This window comes from Anabaena sp. FACHB-1391, assembly GCF_014696755.1.
Lineage (GTDB): Bacteria > Cyanobacteriota > Cyanobacteriia > Cyanobacteriales > Nostocaceae > Dolichospermum > Dolichospermum planctonicum.
Window position 1 is genome coordinate 1 of sequence record NZ_JACJQS010000084.1, and the last position, 2,277, is coordinate 2,277.

The following is a 2,277-nucleotide window of genomic DNA, read 5'->3' on the forward strand; positions in this document are numbered from 1 at the left end:
ATTTTTTCGATTTCCAATCATGACAAATACAAAAAACACAAATAAACCCTTATTTTCTCAACATTATTTAGATTATCGCCTTCAAGAACTTCCAGAATGGCAATTAGATATTAAAGCAGAATTTGCGGCATTAAAAAATCTTTATTTATCAAAAAAGGCGATTTTAGCCACTCTGAATGAAGCTCAAACTGAAGATATATTTATTAAACCAGCTTTAGAAATTTTAGGTTTTAAATATATTCCTCAAGTCATTTCTCGTGGTCAAGGTAGAGCCGAACGTCCTGATTATGCGTTGTTTATAAATGAAAGTGAAAGAGATACAGCCTACTCTTTGCAAAATAATGAAACTGCCTTTTATAGTCGAGTATTAGTAATAGCAGAAGCTAAATATTGGCAACGACCATTAAGTAAAATTTCCGCTAATGATCAACGGGACATTTTCAAAAATGCCAACCCATCTTTTCAGATTTCCAGTTATTTAAGTGGTACAAATGTTGACTGGGGAATTTTAACCAATGGGAGAGAATGGCGTTTATATTATCGTCAAGCTTCTTCTACCGCAACGGAATTTTATCCAGTTGATTTAGTGGAATTATTAGAAACCGAAGATATAGAACAATTCAAATACTTTTGGTTATTTTTTAGCAGCGCGGCTTTTGCAAAAGATAGCTACAACAAAAACTTTTTAGAACGAGTCAGAGCAGGAAGTACAACTTATGCGACTCAAGTAGGAAACGAATTAAAAACCTTAGTATTTGATCAGATATTTCCTGATTTAGCAAGAGGGTTTATAGTAGACGCAATGCGACGGGGAAAAACCGTAGAACCAAAACAGATTTACGCAGCAACTTTATCATTTTTATATAAGTTGTTATTTCTCTTATATGCTGAAGCGAGAAACTTATTACCAATTACCACCGCTTACCGTGATTATAGTTTAATTAAAATTACCCAAGAAATAGCCGCAAGTCTGGATAAACAAAGAACATTAAGTGAAACTTCCACAAAAATTTATCAGAGTTTGTTAGGTTTATTTGAAATAGTAGATAGGGGTGATAAAGCTTTAGAAGTACCTCGTTATAATGGTGGTTTATTTCACTTTGATTTTCATGAACTTGGAGATAGGGAAGATTATCCAGAGAATTATTTTTTGTCTGAACATCAAATATCTGATGCTATTTTATTTCCCGCTTTGGATAAATTAGCACGTTTTGAAAAATTACCCATTGACTACAGCTTTTTAGGTGTGCGACAATTGGGTTCAATTTATGAAGGATTATTAGAATATCGTTTAATTATTGAAGATGAAAAAACGGGAAAAGTGCATTTAGAAAATGACAAGGGTGAAAGAAAAGCTACAGGTTCTTATTACACACCAGATTATATTGTTAAATACATTGTTAGTCATACTCTCAAACCCATTTTAGAGGAGAGAAAACAAAGATTTGCGGATTTAATGACCAAAATTAACCAATTACATGAAAAAATGATAGATGGTAGATTAGGAGTACAAAGTCGTAACGGCTTACAAAAAGATTTACAACGTTTAGAAAGACAAGCACAAAATACTTTACTTGATATTAAAATTTGTGATCCTGCTATGGGAAGCGGACACTTTTTAGTGGAAGCTGTTGACTATTTGACAGACGAATTAATCAATATTTTAAATGAATATCCCGAACATAATCCCATTTTGGAGATGTTAGGAAAAACCCGCAATAGTATTTTAGAAAACTTACAACAGCAGGGAATTAATATTGATATCAATTTAGACGATAATCAACTTTTACAAAGAGTGGTCATGAAACGCTGTATTTATGGTGTAGATTTAAATCCCATGGCCGTAGAATTGGCTAAGGTAAGTTTATGGTTACATTTTTTCACAATTGGCGCTCCTTTGAGTTTTTTAGATCATCATTTGCGCTGCGGAAATTCTCTTATTGGTACAACTGCGCGAGAAGCAGAAGCGAATATGATGAAGGAAGAAAGTGGCCAATTGAGTTTATTAACAGGTCCGTTTGTGGGGTTGTTACGTGCTGCGGAAATTATGCGCGGTGTAAGTACATTAAGTGATGCAACTTTTGCGGAGGTGGAAACCAGCGAGAGGTTATTTAAGGAATTTGATCAGGCTGCGAAACCTTTTAAAAGGTTATTAGATATTTATGTTTGTCAATTTTTTGGTGTGAAACAAGCTAAGAATTTTTTAGAAAGATTTGGTATAAATGCGATTAATGCTAAGTTTGAAAATATGAATGCTGCTGATATTGCGGTATATGA

The 2,277-nt window shown here is 33.5% G+C and carries 1 protein-coding gene; it reads left to right on the forward strand.

Features of this window, described 5'->3' with window-relative positions:
• Nucleotides 1-19: 19 nt before the first annotated feature.
• On the forward strand, nucleotides 20-2,277 hold a 2,258-nt coding region (locus H6F62_RS20280), incomplete at its 3' end, for a DNA methyltransferase (RefSeq protein WP_242026093.1).